Source organism: Massilia aurea, assembly GCF_040790145.1.
Lineage (GTDB): Bacteria > Pseudomonadota > Gammaproteobacteria > Burkholderiales > Burkholderiaceae_D > Telluria > Telluria aurea_C.
In genome coordinates this window covers 425377-441427 of sequence record NZ_JBFMMP010000001.1, presented here as the reverse complement: position 1 = coordinate 441427, position 16051 = coordinate 425377, and the positions used below count along the sequence as shown (strand labels likewise).

The following is a 16051-nucleotide window of genomic DNA, read 5'->3' as shown; positions in this document are numbered from 1 at the left end:
GCCCGATGGCGGCTGTCAGCCTCCATGACACGGTGTTACCATGCCAGCTCACTCATTCTTTCACTTCAGACATGCCAAAAAACAAGCGTCCGGTGCCCCGCACCTCGAACAACACACGCGAACCGGACACCAATGCCCAGGCCCAGGAATTGGCCGACCTGGCGCTCGAGATCGCCGAGCGCGAAGACCTGGCGACGGGCGAGGTCGAGGTCGACAACGCGCGCCGTGAGCAGCTCACGCTGGCAGTGCGCAAGGCCGTGCGCAAGAAGCGCGACGAGGTGCTGTACGAGGCCATCGAGCTGGCCCGCTACACCGACCCGCTGGCCTGCCGCCTGCTGCGCGGACGCATCGAAGAAGAGGCGGCCACGCTGCGCGTCGGGCGCGAAGGCGGCCCGGAACACGAGATCGATGCCTTCATGGTGCCGCTGTTCGTACGCAGCCAGGGCGGGCTGGTGGCGCAGGAATCGTTCCATGACGAGGCCGCCTTCGAGGCGCTCGTGGCCAGCTTCCAGAGTGGTGGCCTGGACAGCCTGGATGCGCGCGTGATCCTGCTGCAGCACGCATTCGACCTGGGCGAGATCGATCACATCGCCTACGGCACGCTGCACGAAATGCTGCGCGAAGCGGCCGCCTCGCTGATGGAAAAGAAGTTGCAGCCGGCGCCGACCATCGCGGCGAGCATGCGCGGGTGGACGGGCGAGCCGGTCGCGCCCGACGAAACGGCGCTCGAGCTGCGCTTCCTGCTCGGCTTTTCGTTCAAGCGCAGCGACGATGTGTTCTACCGCATTCCGAAGGACGAGGCCGGCAGCGATGCTTATTTTTCGGCGCGCATGGACCGTTACCGCGACTGGACCGTCGCTGCCGCGCCGTTCGTTGCGCGTTGCCTGGCGACTGACCCGGCGCGGCTGGAGTTGAACTTCCTGTACCAGGACCTGTTCTACGGCGCCAAGGAGCAGGGCGTGGCCGAACTGGCGACGCTGGGCGTGCTGGCCGAGGTGAAGGGGCTGCTGCAGGCCAAGGAGCTGGCGCCCGACGCCGTGCATGCTACCGTGGCGCCGATCGATATGGGCGAGCACATCCTGCTGCGCGCCAACCTGTATGCGCTCGATGGCGGGCGGCCATGGGGCAGCGTCGAGAAACCGGTCGACCTGGCGGCCGATCTGGTGGCGGAAGTCGATGACCTGTGCGACGTGCTGCTCTCGCTCGAGCTCGAAGGCGTCTCGATCGCCGTGGGCTTTTCAGACGACGGTCACGCCGAAGGCGCCGAACCGTATCATCCGGGCTGAGTCGTTCATCCCTTCCGGGCGCGCCGGTCGGTGCGCCCACATCGCATTTCAAGCCAGCTCGCGCCGCGCCGTGGTGCAGCGCAAACGGCGTCAAAATCTGCGTTTCAGGCGTGACTTCAGGTGTGTTCCGTCAAGATATTCACGTATTTTCGTAGTGGATTTTCCTGTCCCGCTGTAGGACGCCACTGACAGAAATTGCGCTGAAAACCTTGCTCTCCCTATGAGGCTCAGCAGGGCTGACATATGGTTGCGTTACATTCTTTGAAATATTGCTCCGCACAAATCAAAAACTTACGAAAATTGCATGTTACGATCCACCCGTCCGGCCAGGTTCCCGCGCGCAGGCAGCGGTGGTATCAACAGAGAGAGAAGAACCGGTCAGGCTGCACAATTACCAACAACTATAGCGCCAGCAAGGCGAAAGGAAAACTCATATGCCGACCCTGATCGTGTTCTGCCATCTCCGCTGGGACTTCGTGTTTCAACGTCCCCAGCACCTGATGACACGTCTGGCTAACCACTACAAGATTCTCTTCGTTGAAGAGCCGATGCATACCGAAGGCGAAGCACGCCTGGAAAAGATGGAAGTGGCCGACAACATCACCGTGTGCCGCCCGCATACCCCGATTCATCAGTGGGGTTTCCACGATGACCAGTTGCCGACCCTGCAAAACCTGCTGGCCGACCTCGTCCCTGCCGGCGAAGAGCCAGTCGTCTGGTTCTACACCCCGATGGCGCTGCCGCTGCTGCAGGGTCTCAAGCCGTCAAAGGTGATCTACGACTGCATGGATGAACTGGCGATGTTCAAGAACGCGCCGAAGCAGCTGCTGCAGCGCGAAAGCGCCTTGCTCAATATCGCCGACGTGGTCTTCACCGGCGGTCCGAGCCTGTACCAGTCGAAGCGCGACCGTCACGCCAATGCGCACTGCTTCTCGAGCAGCGTCGACGCCGGTCACTTCCGTCAGGCGCAGGACACCACGATCTCGCACCCCGATCAGGCCCATATCCCGCATCCGCGACTGGGCTTCTATGGCGTGATCGACGAGCGTTTCGACGTCGACCTGGTCTCGAGCATGGCCGATGCCCATCCTGAATGGCAAATCGTCCTGGTCGGCCCGGTCGTCAAGATCGACCCGGCGACGCTGCCGAAGCAGGCCAATGTGCACTACATGGGCCAGCGCACCTACGACGAGCTGCCGAAGTTCCTGGCCGGCTGGGACGTGTGCCTGCTGCCGTTCGCCATCAACGATTCGACCAAGTTCATCAGCCCGACCAAGGTGCTCGAATACATGGCGGCCGAACTGCCATCGGTCTCGACGCCGATCACCGACGTCAAGGTGCCGTACGGTGACGTGGTCGAGATCGCCGCATCGCATGCCGACTACATCGCGGCCTGCGAGCGCCAGCTGGCGCTGACGCCCGATGCGCGCGCCACCATGGCGGCGCGCATGCGCGCCGTCGTCGCCGGCACGTCGTGGGACTTGACCGCCAGCAGCATGCACGCCCTGATCGGCAGCGCGGTGCAGAGCAACAAGGTCGAGCGCTTCTTTGCCACCAACCTGGAAGCCGTGCCGAGCACGCCAGACCTGGTCGCGGTCGCGCAAGTCGGCTAAGCGCAGCGAATGATTGCGGTAAATTAGTGAAAGGGCCGGTGTCGCGAGACACCGGCCCTTTTTTTTCGTGCGTTGCGGTTCGCCTTTTACGTCATTTGCCTGAGTACGTCTTCGATGGCTTCCACCGTGGCCGGTTTGGTCAGGTGCGCATCGAACCCCGCCTGCGCCGTGCGCTCGCGGTCGGCTTCGCCGCCCCAGCCGGTCAGCGCCACCAGGCGCACACCCGCAAACCGGGCATCGGCGCGGATCGCGCTGGCCACCTCGTAGCCGGACATGCCCGGCATCCCCAGGTCAAGAAACACGACGTCCGGCGTCAGCCCGGGCAGCATCCGCAACGCCTGGCGCCCGTCGTTGGCGACCGGGGCGCTGTGGCCCAGCATCGACAGCAGCGCGGACAGCGTCTCGGCCGCGTCGCGGTTGTCGTCGACCACCAGCACGCTGCGCGCCGGCAGCGGCGCGTCCGGCGCGTCCGGCGTGCCGCTGGCGCCGGGCGCAATGACCGGTGCGTTCTCCAGTGCCAGCGGCAGGCGCACCGTAAACACGCTGCCGGCATTGGTGCCTGCGCTGTCGGCATACACGCTGCCGCCATGCAGTTCGACCAGGCTGCGCACGAGCGACAGCCCGATGCCCAGGCCGCCGGAGCCGGGCTGCTGCGCCTGGCCAACCTGCGTGAACATCCGGAACACGTCTTCCAGCGCGTCGGGCGCGATGCCGATGCCGTTGTCGGCCACGGTGATCAACGCATCGTCGCCATCGCGCCCGGCCGAGAGCGCAATGCGGCCGCCCTTGGGCGTGTAGCGCGCGGCGTTGTTGAGCAGGTTGCTGATCACCTGGGTCAGACGGGTCGGATCGGCCAGCAGCGGCAGGGGCGTGGACGGCAGGTGCAGCTCGAAACTATGGCGCCCGGCCTGCATCAGCGGCATGCTCGTTTCGGCGGCGGCATTCAACACCGTCGCCAGGTCGAGCGGTTCGCAGCGCAGCTCGACCTGGCCGCGCTGGATCCGGGCCACGTCCAGCAAGTCATCTACCAGCAGCACCAGATGGTCCAGCTGGCGGCCCATGATGTCGTGGACGCGGCTGACGGCGGCGGCGTCGCCCGGATCGCGCCGGATGAACTGCAAGCCGCTGCGAATCGGCGCCAGCGGATTGCGCAATTCGTGCGCCAGCGTGGCGAGGAATTCGGTTTTGAGGCGATTGGCTTCGGACAGGTCGGCCGCCATCTGGCGCAATGCGGCGTCCGACCGGCGCCGTTCGGTGATGTCGGTAAACAGCACGGCCACACGGTGCGGGAACTGGCCGCCCAGCCGCGTGGCGTACACGTCAAACCAGCGCGCCAGGCCCTGCGCCTCGTTCTCGAAGCGCACCGGCTCGCCGGTGGTGGCCACCATGCCGTAGATGTCGAACCAGTGCTGTTCATGTTGCGGCACCAGCTCGCGGATGGTCTTGCCCACTGCATCGACCAGGCCGGTCTGCTCGATGAACGCGGGATTGACTTCGATGAAGCGGTAGTCGCATGGCTTGCCGTCGCTGTCGAACAGCATGTCGATCACGCACAGGCCTTGGTCGATCGAGTCGAACACCGTGCGGTAGCGCTCTTCGCTGGCGCGCAACTGCTGTTCGGCCTCGAGCTGGCGGGTAGCATCGATCACCACGCCGCGCACGGCGGCGGCACGGCCCTGCGCGTCGGGCTCGACATGGCCGCGCGCGATGACCCAGCGCCAGCCGCCGGCCGGCAGGCGGATGCGGTAGGTGGCGCCATAGGCGCTGCACGCGGCGATGGCGGCGCTGATTTCGGCCGTCATCGATTCCACGTCGTCGGGATGGATCGCGGCCAGGTAGCGCGCCAGGGGAGCGCTCTCGCGCTCGGCGCGCGGCACGCCGAACAAATCGGCGACGCGGTTGTCGGCCGCGACCCGGTCGGCGTCGATGTCCCAGGACCAGATGCCCAGCTCGGCGGCCTCGATGATGCGTTCGAGCCGGCGGCTGGTTTCGTCGAGCGCCGCCTCGGCACGGCGTCGCTCGATCTGCGTGTCGAAGGCGGCGGTATAAAAGCGGGCCTTGGCGCGCAGGATCGTGGGCGAGAGCGGTTCGGTCAGTACGGCGATCACGCCCGCCTCGTACAGCGCCTCTTGCGGCAACGGCATTGGCAGCGGCAAGCCCTGCGCGACGATGGGCGTCAGGCTCGAGCGCGCGTTCGCGCGCACCGCGCCGATGACGGCCAGCATGCCCGGCGCGTCGCCCGAGTAGCCGACCAGCACCAGGGCGAAGTCCTGGCGCTTTACCTGTTCGAGGCCTTCCTCGAGGGAAAATGCATGCACGACCGCCCGGTCCAGTTCGCGCGCGACCTCCGTCACGACCGGGTCGACGTCGGCACGCTTGCAGATGAACAGGATGCAGCTACGGATAGGACGATCGTTCGAGTCGGTCAAAATGCGTCGTTCAACATGGATGGGCCTGCAAATCTGGTGATTCTGGCAATCTAATGTGCGGGGTGGGTCAGTGTCAATGCCCGGATCGTCCGCGACCGGGATGGCGCGGGTGGCCGGCACACCGCGGAATCACGGTTTTTCAGGCACCTGCTGCGACGGCACCGGCGTTTTCAGCGACTCCGGCAGCGCATCGGCGATGCCGTTGCCGGGAGCCTGACCGATGCGGCGTGCCTCGTCCGAGTGCTGGTCGAGGCTGACCTCTTCGGCGATATCGAAGCGGCCGTCTTCAAAGCCTTCTTCACCTGGCAGCAGGTTCTCCGAGCGCTGTTCCTGGCCGCCGGCGGGAACCGGCGCGTCGGACTTGCGGTCTGATTGTTCGTGGTCGGTCATGATGATCTCCATCGTTGGTTTGATATGAACCAATTATGGCGCAGCGCATGGGGGCAGGGCGCACGCGAACACTGCCGCGCCATGATCCATATCAGCCGCGTTTGCGCGGCAGGTTCTTTTCTAAAATTGCCCAGATGATCAGGCCGTAGGCCAGCAACCGGACCAGGTAATGCAGCGGCGAATCTTCGCCCTCGTCGAGGCGGATCACGGCATAGATCCGATGCAAGCCCTGGATCGCGAACGACAGCGCGAAATACAGGAAGAAGCGATCGCGGCTGCTGCGCCAGAAGCGCAGGAAGAACAGCGAGATGATGAGCGACGCCATGGCGATCGCGCCGGTGAGCAGATGGGCCATCTCTTATTCTTTCTCGTAGATCAGGCCGTACAGCAGCAGCAGGCAGGCCGCCAGGGCAGTGAGCAGGCGCCATGGCATCAAATCGACCTCGGTGGGAAACACCACCTTGTCGAGAATCAGCAGCAGGTTGTTGATCGTCATGACGGCAAAGCAGGCCGCGCTCCAGAACAGCAGGCGGTGCCGCGTGCGCCGGTAGCTGGCGAACAGCAGCGCGGCGCAGGTGAGCGACGTCAGCATGCAGAGGGTATAGATCAGTTCGCCCATATCGGCCTCATGTTACGTGTCCTTGCGCAGCCGGAACGCGTCGGCGAACTGCTGCGCCTTGCGCTCGAGCGTGGAGTGGATCAGGTGGGTCACTTCAACGAGCTGGCTGACATACACGTCGGCCAGCAGGTCGATCTTGTCGCGCAGTAGCTCGCTCACCGGGCCATAGCAATAACAGTGCGTATGCGGTGCATCGCAGCGGCGCGCCATGCCGGCCGTGCGCAGGTCTTCGAGCAGTTCGCCGGCGACGCGATCGCTGATATACAGCCGGCTGGCAAGAAGCGCACTGTCCCATCGCTGGTCGGGATCGGCGCGCAATAGCAGCAGGGATTCCAGGAAGGGCACCGAGGGCACGCTGGTAAGGACAAAGCGGCGTACATCCTCCGGAATCTGGGGATAGCTCATTCGGTTGGCATCTGTTTCCCAAACGGAAAAGCTTAAGAAGAAGCCGGTCATTTTAGAACATTCCTTATGGAACTGCTCACGCTATCGTGCGCCCGGTGGCCCGGGCTGCACGATCCGCCTTGCGGCATCAATTTTATGCGCAGGAAATTGACGCTCGGCTAGAATGCCCGCTGTTTCCTTTATCGTGTTTCCACTATGTTCCGATCGTCCATTGTCAGCGTCGTCGCCCGGGTCGCATTCGCGGGCGCGCTGCTCGCGTCTGCTGTTGCCCAGGCCGCCAGCCCGTCAGCCAACTGCCCTGTCCATTACCTCGATGGCCGCCCGCCAGAAATCCAGAACCAGAAACTGGCCGCGTCGACGCGCGAGCTGTGCTACGGCGTCTTTGGCGTGGTGCATTCGGGCGTGACCCGCACTCCGCTGTGGTCGGCCGAATATGTGCGCGCCGATAATCTCGAGCGGGCCCAGGGGCTGGACCGGGACGACAAATTCCATGCCGAGCCGCGCCTGCCTCGCGGCCAGCGCGCCGAACTGGCCGACTATGCCCGCAGCGGGTTCGACCGCGGCCACCTGGCGCCGAACGCCGACATGCCCGATCGCCGTACCCAGCGCGAAAGTTTTTCACTGGCCAATATGGTGCCGCAAGACCGCGACCACAACCGCAAGATCTGGGCGCCGATCGAAGGCGCCGTGCGCTCGATGGCCAGGAAGGAAGGCGAGCTGTACGTGATCACGGGGCCGGCCTTTCTGGGCACGAGCCTGAAGAAAGTCGGCAACGTGATCGTGCCGACCCATTTGTACAAGGTGGTCTACAGCCCGCGCCAGCGCCTTGGCGCGGCGTGGTTCACTGAAAACCGGGCCGATGCCCCGATCAATGTGGTGCCGGTGGCCGAGCTCGAGCGCATCGTCGGCATCGAACTTCTGCCATCGCTGAGCACGCAGCAAAAGGAACGCATGCTGCGCCTGCCGAAGGTCAGGCAACCGAAGAAACGTTCATAAACGGAGAATTCCATGAGCAAGAAACAACCAGTCAGCTTCGTCCCGTTCGCCAATGAAGCCGATGTCATCGGCATTGGCGACCTGATGCTGGAAAACCGGCTCGACCGCATCACCATCTCGGGCGATGTGGATCTGACTGCCGATGTGCCGGGCCTGGCCCACGCCCGCCGCCTGCACGCCGTGCTCGGTGAGATCGTCGCTGCGCTCGAGGCCCGCGAGCTGCCGGCGCAATTGCCGCCGCCTGCGATCACGACGATCGACAATCCGTTCGCCTGATCATCCAGGCCTGCCGTCCCGCCCTCGTGCAAACCGCTTGATCCGGATCAAGCGGACTCTTCCCTCGTACTTCTCCCTCGTACTTCTCCCACTGCCGGGTTACGCCGATGCGCTGTCATCGCGCTGTCATCGCGCGTTCACTGCGCGCTGCGCGCCTGAAGTTAATAAATTGCCAATGGTCAATGGTGCGCGAGTCTCGGCCGGAATGGAGTAATGTTGACAACATAGCGTGAACAAAGCAGCGACGTCGTCGCCCGTGCAGATTCACTATTTTTCGGAGGAACGACCATGCAACATACTCTCGTCGCGGTGTTCGATAACCGCACTGATGCACAGAATGCACTGAACGAATTGCTGTCGTCGGGCTTTACCCGCACCGATGTACGACTCTCGACCGCCGATGCCGACACCCTCGGCCAGGGCGACAGCTTGACCGCATCGTCCGATCTCGACACCACCCGCAGCGCCGACGGCGACACGGGCATCACCGCCAGCATCAAGAACTTCTTCGGCGACCTGTTCGGTTCCGATAACGCCGAGCACGTCAACCGCTACGAAGGCGCCGTCAACCGCGGCCACCACGTGCTGACGCTGGTCGCCAACTCGCTGCCTGAAGTCGAGCGCGGCGCCGACATCGTCGAGCGCTACGGCCCGACCGACATCGATGAAACCTCGAGCGGCACGCCAGATATCGCCTCGACCGGCTTCTCCAGCGGCGCCATGCACGCTGGCAGCAGCGTCGGCATGCAGCAAGCGTCGTCGATGTCGGCGCAGTCGTCGTCGACCGGCGCCGGTTCGGTGCAGGCCGCCGCGATCCCGGCCCTGGACAATCCGGGCGACCGTGGTCTGTTCCAGCAACAGCAAGCGCGCGGCACGGCCGATATCACCAGTTCGACCTACCAGGAACCGCTGGGCCAGGGCGGCTTGACCGCCACCGGCGGCACGTCGCTGCAAAGCTCGACCCTGCGCGACACCGCGATCCAGGGTTCGGCGCTGGAAGGCTCGATCCGCCAGGGTTCGACCGCCACCGACCGTGGCGATTCGCTGCAGCGCGATACCAGCAATATCGGCAGCGGCAGCGGCAGCGGCAGCGGCAGCGGCACCCACTTCACCGACAAGCAGCGTAGCGGCGTGCGGATCTTCTCGCGCGGCCAGTCCGATGCGGCGCTGGGTACCGCCACCGGATTCGAGGCCGGTTCGGGCAGCAGCGCGATGGGCGCCTATGGCGGCGACGACACCTATTATCGCAACCACTTCAACACCACCTACGGCGCGACCGGTGCGTCGTACGACGAGTACGCGCCAGCCTACAGCTACGGTAGCGAAGCTGCCCGCAGCGGCCGCTATACCAACGGCGCCTGGGACGATATCGAAGCCGACCTGCGCAACGACTGGGACAGCCGTTACGCTACCGGTGGCGAACCATCGACCTGGGAAAAAATGAAGGCCGCCGTGCGTCATGGCTGGGAACGCATGACCCGTGACGACGACAACAACCTGTACCGCGGTCACTACGACAGCACCTACGCGGCAACGGGCGAGAAGTACGACGACCTCAAGCCGGCTTACTCGTACGGCACCGAGATGCGCCGCAGCGAGATGTATCGCAACCGTCCGTGGGACGATGTCGAAACCGATTTGCGCACGGGCTGGGATAACCGCATCGACGGTACCCGCGAGTTCAGTACCACCGGCAGCGACAGCAGCGAGCCGTCGGCCTGGGACCGCGTCAAGAACGCCGTGCGCCATGGCTGGGACAAGATGACGGACGACAGCGACGACGAAGTCTACTACCGCAATCACTGGAATTCAGTGTACGGCAGCACCGGCGGCGCCTACGACGAATACCGTCCGGCCTACAGCTATGGCACCGAGATGGCGCGCGACGAAAAATATCGCGGTCGTCCATGGACCGACGTCGAAACCGATCTGCGCAGCGATTGGGACAACCGTTATCCAGGCGAGCAATCGACCTGGGACAAGATGAAGTCGGCCGTTCGTCACGGCTGGGAACGCATGATGCGTTAAACGCGTTTAGCGCGTCATGCAGCAATGAAAACGGCGCCGAGTGGCGCCGTTTTTCATTCCACGATGTCGTCGCTTATTGTGCGAACACCTGCGCCGCCGGCGTGATCGTCACCGCTTCCGGTTTGATGTTCAGCTTCATCGAGCCGATCTGCTGGTCTTCATCGAGCAGCGCCTGCGGTTTGGTTGCGTCGTACTTGATCGCCGAGAACGCGTCGCTCACGAGCGCCGCTTTCAACGCCGCCGCATCCCTGGTGATGATCACCACCGACAGGTTGTGCGCCGACAGGTGCTTCTTGAGCGCCGCATTCACGTCGGCCGCCGTCAATTTGCTCAAGGCCGTGCGCATCATGGCGGTGAACTCCGGCGTGCCATACCACTGTGAATCGAGCGCGTAACCCAGGCGCTGGTCCTGTGTGGCCGTCATCACGAACACGTTCTTCATCAGGTAATCGCGCGTGGTGGCGAAATCGGCCTGCGAGATGCCGTTGTCGACCATCTTGCCCAGTTCGGCCAGCGCCAGGCGCAGCGCGAAGTGACCGTTTTGCGGGGCCACCGGGCGGATCCAGACTTCGAACAGCTGCGCCTTGCGGCCCAGGTTCGGGTTCGGGAAGAACTGGAACATCCCGCGCGGGAACGCTTCGATATAGGCGTAGTCGCCGTAGTTCATGCCGCGCTCTTCGCGGATGCGCTGGTACAGCTGCGCGCTCGACGAACGGTGTTCGCCCAGCCAGGTCTTGGCCAGCCACAGCGCGGCGAAGTCAGGGTGCTTGCGCGTGACTTCAAGAGGCAAGCCGAACGACATGGCCGTGGCGCGCGTGTTCTTTTCAATGATCTCGACTTCAAGGCCATTGGGCATGCGGCCCTTCGGCACGCTCGTTGCCGGCAGGCCGGCGCCTTCCGGCAGACGCGCCAGAGCGGTCTTGAGCGAGGCGATCATCGGCTCGGACACGGCGCCCGAGATCCCGACGCGCACGGCGTCGCGGGTGTAGGCCTGGCGGTAGAACGCTTTTACATCATCGAGCGTGATCGCATCGATGCCGGCGACCGTGCCCAGAACCGGGTGACCGTAGCCGGTACCGGCGAACACATTGGCCTGCAGCCGTTCTTTGCCGAACTCTTCCTCGTTGTTGTCCTTGAGGTCGAGCACCAGTGCATTGCGCTGGGCGTCCTTCAGGCGGCGGAAGTCATCCTCGCGGAAACCCGGATCGACCAGCAGCGGCATCGCGATGCCCAGGAAGGCATCCCAGTTGTCCTTGTGAATGGTGCCGGTGAAGGTGGTCATTTCCTTGTCGGTCTGCTCGGCGAAACTGCCGGCCATCGGGAACAGCGCACGCGTGACTTCGTCGATCTTGCGCTCGCGCGAGCCGCTCGACGCCACCATCGCGGCCGTCAGGGCGCTCAGACCTTCCTTGCCTTTCGGATCGTGCGCCGAACCGGCGGCGAACAGCAGCTTGAAGCGGATTTGCGGCAGCGCCGACTTTTGTACCAGCACGTCGAATTTCACAGTGCTGGCGGCGGGCGCGAACGTGGCCAGCTTCGGCAGCGTCTCGATGCCTTTCGGCAGGGCGTCGTGCGACAGCGTGGTGACGACCATGCTGTCGTCGATCAGGTATTTGCGGGCGGCGGCCTGCAGGTCGGCCGGCGTCAGGCTGTCGATGACGCGGTAGTAGGCGTTGAGCGTGCCGTACGAACGCTCGAAGTGCACGTACGAGGCCAGCGTCGCGGCGATGGCCTCGGTGTTGTCGAGCGAGCGGATCAGGCCATATTTTTGCGCCGACTTGGCCGCTGCCAGTTCGTCGCTGCCCACCGGTTCATCGCGCAGGCTGGCGACTGTCTGCAGGATCGCATCGCGCACGTACAGCGCGTCGCCGGCCTTTTTCACGCGCGCGCCGATGGTGGCCAGCGTGGGATCGACCCGGTTCGGCGTGTTGTCGAACAATTGGTCGACTTTTTGCTCGTCCTGCACCAGGCGCTTGAACAGCGGCGAGGTGCGGCCGAACGACAGCGACAGCGCCATCGACAGGGCGGCCTGTTCTTTTTGCTGGGCGATGAAGGCCGGCGCGCGGTAGGTAACCGTTACCAGCGGAAGGGTTGGCGTCTGCCAGGCGACGTGGCGGTATTGCGCGCCGCGCGGGGCCGGTTCGACCGGCACGTTCGACTGGAACGTGCCGCGTTGCCACTTGGCCCAGTATTTCTCGACCATCGCGATGGCCTTGGCCGGCTCGACGTCGCCGGCGATGATGATCGTGGTTTTCTCGGGCCGGTACCAGCGGTCGAAGAATACCTTCGAGTAGTCGTACTGGTTCGGCATGTCCTCAATGTCCTTGAGGAAGCCCATCGTCGTGTGCTTGTAGGTGTGCGTGGTGTAGGCGGCGTCGCGCTGCACCTCGAACAGCTTGGACATCGGGTTCGCGCTGTTCTTGTTGTATTCACCGAGCACGGCGCGCGACTCGGTCTTGAACGCGGCGACCGGATAGGCCAGGTGCTGGAAGCGGTCGGCTTCGACCTTGAGCACCGTGTCCAGGTCCTGTTTGGCGAACGTGGTGTAGTAATTGGTCAGGTCGTCGCTGGTGTAGGCATTCTGGCGCGCGCCGGCCTTCGTGATCACCTCCTGGTATTTCTCGGGTGGGTACGTTGGCGTGCCGCGGAACATCATGTGCTCGAAGAAATGGGCGAAGCCCGACTTGCCCGGCTCGACTTCATTGCGCGACCCGGTCTGCACGGGGATGTGGACCGACACCAGGTTCGGGAAGCCGGTTGGCACCACGATCACCTTCAGGCCGTTGGCCAGGGTTTTTTCGGTGGCTTTGAAGGGCAGCACATCGGCGCTGGCGCCTGGTGCAGTTTGATCGGGTGCGGCGTAGGCGGACGGGGCCGCCCACAGAAGTGCAGGAATCAATGTCGCGAGCAAGGTGCGGGAGCAGCTCTGCGACAGGGTCGACTTGGACACGATGTCTCCATGGATAGTGGACAATCGCGCAGCATAGTCGATTCGTCAATGATTGAGAAGTGCCGGTCTCGGGGTAAGTACGCCGGTGTTTACGCCGCTTCGGTCATCGGCAGGCTGATGCGGTTGCGACCCAGGTGCTTGGCCCGGTACAGGGCGGCATCGGCGATGGCGACGAGCTGGTTCGCATGGTTGTCGGGCCCGGCGATTGCCGTGGCCGCACCGATCGACACCGTAACATGGCCAGCGGTGAAGCGGCATGGCAGTTGCAGTTGCTCGACCCGGCAGCGGATGCGTTCGGCGACGATGGCCGCGCCCTTGAGCGACTGGTTGGGCAGGATCACGGCGAACTCTTCGCCGCCGTAGCGCGCCACCAGGTCGTTGGCCCGCATTTCGCTGGCCACGGCGCGCGCCACGCGCTTCAGGCATTCGTCGCCGCCCAGGTGGCCGTGGGCATCGTTGTACGCCTTGAAGTTATCGACGTCGACCATCAGCAGCGAGAGCGGTTGCACCTGGCGCAGCGCGCGCGCCCATTCTGCATGCAGGGTGTCGTCGAAGCAGCGCCGGTTCGCCAGGCCGGTCAGGCCGTCGCGGGTGGCCAGCTGTTCGAGCGCGGCCTGGGCCATCTTCTCATCGGTCAGGTCGCGCAGCGTCTCGACCACCGCCGATAGCTGGCCGTTGGCGTTGAAGATGGGACTGGCGTCGGCCGCCAGGTAGCGGCGCCGTCCGGAGCGGCATGTCGCACCAGCTTTCGACGGACAGGCCCGGCGGGGACCGGTCGGCGTCCGGTGCGGCGCCGTCGGCCTCGCGCGCCTGGGCCGGATCGCGCCGGGTGCGCAACACGATATCGGCCAGGGTGGGGCGTTGCAGATCGTAGAAGCTGCGCCAATGGTCGCCCGTGCCAAGTACTTCGGGCGCCGGTACGCCGGTCAGCTGTTCGCAGGCACGGTTCCAGATCGTCACGCGCGCATTGGTGTCGAGCACGAAGACGGGCACCGACAGGCTTTCCATCAACTGGCCGACGAAGGCGACATCCTGGATCAGGGCTGTCGGGTATGCGGCGTTGCTGCTTGTGCTGATCATGAGCCGTCCTCTGCGATGAATAGCGCTTCGGTTTGCGGCAACCGGGTGGCTGCCGTCAGGAACCGATTCTGCTACCGGCATTACGACGGGCTATTGATCTGTAGCAAGGAGCTTCCAGCGTTGTGTTTAACGTACACGGTTGCGCGGTCGCACCGGCCTTGCGCTCCCTCTCTCATTCAAGCTCTGGCATGCGGCTTCTGTCATGCGGCCTCGGGGATGGCCTCGACCGGTCCCTGCGCCGGACTGCGGACCGGCAGCGACAACGACCAGCGGCCGGAATGCTCGGTGGTGGGAACGATGCGCAAGATGCCGCCCATGGCGCGGATCTGATCGACCAGCTCGCCCGGCAGCGAGGCCACTTCGCCGGGGGCGCTGGCGCAGCCGTCGATCTCCAGGCCCAGCGAGGACGCGTTTTCCAGCAGGCGCACGTGGAGTTCGCCCTGTTGCACATGCGCCGCTGTGGCCAGCACGTCCTGCAGCACGCGGAACACGGCCAGCCGCGCGCCACGGTCCTGGCAGGCGCGCGAGCTGGGGTCGACGCCGGCTTCGAAGCGGTAGCGCATGCCGTACTGGTTGGCATGCTCGGCCAGGCAGCGTTCGAGCGCATTGCGCAAGCCGTCGCCAGGGCCGAAACCGCGCAGGCCGCCGGCCACCGCGCGCACCGCGCCGATGGCACCGTCGACATGCGTCATGGCGCTGTCCAGGCGGCCGGCCAGCGCGGGCGCTTGCGCCGTGGTGGCGCTGTCGTGCAGGCTGGACAGGGCGGTGCGCAGGGTGAGCAGACGTCGCCCGAGTTCGTTCTGCAGCTCGCGCGCGATGCGCGTGCGTTCGCTTTCGCGGACATCTTCGTTCTGGCGCACCAGGCGGTACACGACGTCGTGGTTGTCGGCCAAGGCCTGCTCGGATTGCGCACGTGCTTCGCGTTCGGCCGTCAGCTGCCCGTGCAAGGAATTGGCCCGTTCCTCAAAGCCCAGGCTGCGGCGCAGGCTCAGGCAGGCCAGCACCAGCGCCGCCATTGTGACCAGCACGCAGGCGAGCAGTTCAGGCGGCGCACTGCGCAAGGGCAGGGGCACCATGGAATGGGCTTCGCTGGCGTCGACGCCGAATGCGACGAAGGGCAAGGTCACTAGGAAAAAAGTAGTTTTGATCATGGTTGCCCTCTTAACGGATTCGGAAGATTCCGTAAGAACTTACCGCTCGGCCTTTGTAGGAATATTGTCCGGTGTCAAACGCGTCGCTTCCGACACACCCTCAGCGATCGACGACGTTGGCTGCGCCGGACAAGGGGCCGCGTTATAATGGAAGGTTGACGAGAGGCTTAACGTGACTTACAGCATCAAAGAGATCTTCTACACCTTGCAGGGAGAGGGCGCCCACGCCGGGCGGCCGGCCGTATTCTGCCGATTTTCCGGTTGCAATCTGTGGACCGGACGCGAGCAGGATCGCGCCACGTCGATCTGCCAGTTCTGCGACACCGATTTCGTCGGCACCGACGGCGAGCGCGGCGGCAAGTTCAAGGAAGCGGCGCTGCTGGCCGCCGAGATCGACGGCCTGTGGCCAACCACTTACCCGGCCAGCAAATATGTCGTGTTCACCGGTGGCGAGCCGCTGCTGCAGCTCGACCGCGCCCTGATCGACGCCATGCACGCGCGCGGCTTTACCATCGCCATCGAGACCAATGGCACGCTGCCAGTGCCCGATGGGGTCGACTGGGTCTGCGTCAGCCCGAAAATGGGTTCGACGCTGGTGGTGGAAAAGGGCAGTGAAATCAAGGTGGTCATTCCGCAACTGGGACAAGACCTGGCCGCGTATGAGCGGCTCGATTTCGAGCATTTCTTCGTGCAGGCGATGGACGGCCCGCTGGCGGCGCAGAATATTCGCCTGGCCATCGAAACCTGCCGCGCCAATCCGAAGTGGAAGCTCAGCCTGCAGACGCACAAGCTGCTCCAAATTCCTTAAATTATTCATTTACCTATTCA

At 64.4% G+C, this 16051-nt stretch carries 13 protein-coding genes and 1 pseudogene; 6 read left to right on the top strand and 8 right to left on the bottom strand.

Annotated features, from left to right (window positions below; genetic code table 11):
- Window positions 1-71: 71 nt before the first annotated feature.
- Both AB2N08_RS01885 and AB2N08_RS01880 read left to right on the top strand, forming a co-directional pair.
- Window positions 72-1286: a hypothetical protein gene (locus tag AB2N08_RS01885; protein ID WP_367608905.1), complete on the top strand. Its 1215-nt coding sequence runs from the start codon at window positions 72-74 to the stop codon at window positions 1284-1286.
- Window positions 1287-1720: 434 nt separating this feature from the next.
- Entirely contained in the window at window positions 1721-2899 is a 1179-nt protein-coding gene (locus tag AB2N08_RS01880) for a glycosyltransferase (protein ID WP_367608904.1), read from the top strand.
- Window positions 2900-2985: 86 nt separating this feature from the next.
- On the opposite strand, the gene AB2N08_RS01875 is transcribed toward AB2N08_RS01880, so the two are convergent.
- From AB2N08_RS01875 to AB2N08_RS01855, 5 genes are all read right to left on the bottom strand, one after another.
- Window positions 2986-5328, bottom strand: coding sequence for a hybrid sensor histidine kinase/response regulator (locus AB2N08_RS01875; RefSeq protein WP_367608903.1), 2343 nt, complete (start codon window positions 5326-5328; stop codon window positions 2986-2988).
- A gap of 129 nt (window positions 5329-5457) precedes the next feature.
- Window positions 5458-5718: a hypothetical protein gene (locus AB2N08_RS01870; protein WP_367608902.1), complete on the bottom strand. Its 261-nt coding sequence runs from the start codon at window positions 5716-5718 to the stop codon at window positions 5458-5460.
- 91 nt (window positions 5719-5809) lie between these two features.
- Window positions 5810-6073: a DUF5985 family protein gene (locus tag AB2N08_RS01865; RefSeq protein ID WP_367608901.1), complete on the bottom strand. Its 264-nt coding sequence runs from the start codon at window positions 6071-6073 to the stop codon at window positions 5810-5812.
- 3 nt (window positions 6074-6076) lie between these two features.
- Window positions 6077-6337: a DUF5985 family protein gene (locus AB2N08_RS01860; protein WP_367608900.1), complete on the bottom strand. Its 261-nt coding sequence runs from the start codon at window positions 6335-6337 to the stop codon at window positions 6077-6079.
- Window positions 6338-6349: 12 nt separating this feature from the next.
- Window positions 6350-6793 (bottom strand): hypothetical protein, encoded by a 444-nt coding sequence (locus tag AB2N08_RS01855; protein WP_367608899.1) that lies wholly within the window; start codon window positions 6791-6793, stop codon window positions 6350-6352.
- Window positions 6794-6937: 144 nt separating this feature from the next.
- Here AB2N08_RS01855 and AB2N08_RS01850 point away from each other — a divergent pair, with 144 nt between their 5' ends.
- The 3 genes from AB2N08_RS01850 (at window position 6938) to AB2N08_RS01840 (ending at window position 10042) form a co-directional block, all read left to right on the top strand.
- Entirely contained in the window at window positions 6938-7738 is an 801-nt protein-coding gene (locus AB2N08_RS01850; protein ID WP_367608898.1) for a DNA/RNA non-specific endonuclease, read from the top strand.
- Between the two features lie 12 nt (window positions 7739-7750).
- Window positions 7751-8014, top strand: a complete 264-nt coding sequence (locus AB2N08_RS01845) for a hypothetical protein (protein ID WP_367608897.1) — start codon at window positions 7751-7753, stop codon at window positions 8012-8014.
- Window positions 8015-8302: 288 nt separating this feature from the next.
- Entirely contained in the window at window positions 8303-10042 is a 1740-nt protein-coding gene (locus AB2N08_RS01840; protein WP_367608896.1) for a hypothetical protein, read from the top strand.
- Between the two features lie 73 nt (window positions 10043-10115).
- Here the strand turns inward: AB2N08_RS01840 and AB2N08_RS01835 are convergent, their stop codons facing one another.
- The 3 genes and pseudogenes from AB2N08_RS01835 to AB2N08_RS01820 all read right to left on the bottom strand — a co-directional run bounded on the left by AB2N08_RS01835 (window position 10116) and on the right by AB2N08_RS01820 (window position 15223).
- Window positions 10116-12992, bottom strand: a complete 2877-nt coding sequence (locus AB2N08_RS01835) for a M16 family metallopeptidase (protein ID WP_367608895.1) — start codon at window positions 12990-12992, stop codon at window positions 10116-10118.
- Window positions 12993-13081: 89 nt separating this feature from the next.
- Window positions 13082-14000: pseudogene (locus AB2N08_RS22930) on the bottom strand (GGDEF domain-containing protein).
- Window positions 14001-14272: 272 nt separating this feature from the next.
- Window positions 14273-15223 carry a sensor histidine kinase gene (locus AB2N08_RS01820; RefSeq protein WP_367608892.1) on the bottom strand — a complete coding sequence of 317 codons (951 nt, stop codon included), beginning with the start codon at window positions 15221-15223 and terminating at the stop codon, window positions 14273-14275.
- Window positions 15224-15395: 172 nt separating this feature from the next.
- On the opposite strand from AB2N08_RS01820, the gene queE reads away from it, so the two are divergent.
- Window positions 15396-16031: a 7-carboxy-7-deazaguanine synthase gene (gene queE / locus AB2N08_RS01815; RefSeq protein ID WP_367608891.1), complete on the top strand. Its 636-nt coding sequence runs from the start codon at window positions 15396-15398 to the stop codon at window positions 16029-16031.
- Window positions 16032-16051 lie beyond the last annotated feature (20 nt).